Source organism: Allokutzneria sp. NRRL B-24872 (assembly GCF_002155965.1).
Taxonomy (GTDB): Bacteria; Actinomycetota; Actinomycetes; order Mycobacteriales; family Pseudonocardiaceae; genus Allokutzneria.
Map to the genome: position 1 here is coordinate 1 of NZ_MUMH01000411.1, position 1,172 is coordinate 1,172.

Annotated in this window: 1 protein-coding gene; it reads left to right on the forward strand. The window is 67.9% G+C overall.

Annotated features, from left to right (window positions below; genetic code table 11):
• A partial coding sequence (locus tag CCN37_RS38375; protein WP_143262079.1) for a serine hydrolase occupies positions 1 to 1,056 on the forward strand: 1,056 nt, incomplete at its 5' end.
• Positions 1,057 to 1,172 lie beyond the last annotated feature (116 nt).

Below are 1,172 nucleotides of genomic sequence, written 5' to 3' on the forward strand. Positions count from 1 at the left end.
GTCCTGGACCGGGCGGTCCAGGACGTGATGAAGGAGACGGGCGTCCCGGGCGTCACGGTCGGCCTCTCGGCGCCGGGCAGGGGCACGTACATCCGCTCCTTCGGCGTCGCCGACAAGGCGACGGGGCAGCCCATGAACCCCGGGCTCTACATGCGGATCGGCAGCGAGACCAAGACGTTCACGGTGACCGCCCTGCTCCAACTGGTCGACCGGGGCAAGGTGGGCATCGACGACCCGATCTCGAAGTACGTGGACGGCGTGCCGAACGGCGACCGCATCACCCTGCGCAACCTCGCCTCCATGCGCAGCGGTCTCTTCAACTACTCGGCGGACGAGGACTTCTACAAGGCGCTCACGTCCGACCCCTACCGGCCCTTCACCCCGCAGCAGTTGCTCGCCTACTCGTTCAAGCACCCGGTCCAGTTCCAGCCGGGCGCCGAGTTCGACTACTGCAACACCAACCTGATCCTGCTCGGCCTGGTCGTGGAGAAGGTCAGCGGGACGCCGCTGCACGAGTTCATCCAGAAGAACGTGATCGAGCCGACGGGGCTGCGCCACACGGTCTTCCCGACGGACGCCGCCTTCCCGAGCCCGCACGCCCACGGCTACACCGTGCAGACCGCCTCCGGGAAGCTGGAGGACTCCACCGACTGGAACCCCTCCTGGGGCTGGGCGGCCGGTGCGATGATCTCCGACCTACAGGACATGCGCACCTGGGCCCGGGCGGTCGCGACCGGCACCCTGCTGACGCCGAAGACGCAGGCCGAGCGGCTGAAGACGTACCCCTCGGTCATCCCCGGCACGGGCTACGGCCTCGGCATCTTCGACGTCCAGGGCTGGATCGGCCACAACGGCTCCCTGCCGGGCTACGAGTCGCTCACGATCTATCTGCCGGAGGCGAAGGCCACCCTGGTCGTCCTCCTCAACACGGACGTGCTGCACGACAACAACGAGCCCAGCACGCTCTTCGGGCAGGCGATCACCCGGATCGTGACCCCGCGCCACGTCTTCGACATCCCGGTGACGGAGCCGGAGGCGAGTCCGAGCGGGAACTGACGCGCGTCCCCCGCCCCTCTCCACCACCCGACTGATAATCTCCGAATTGTCCTGAATGACCCTCCGGGCACGCGTCCGTGCCGCCGCAGAATCGGGAGCATCAATGACCGGTGGAC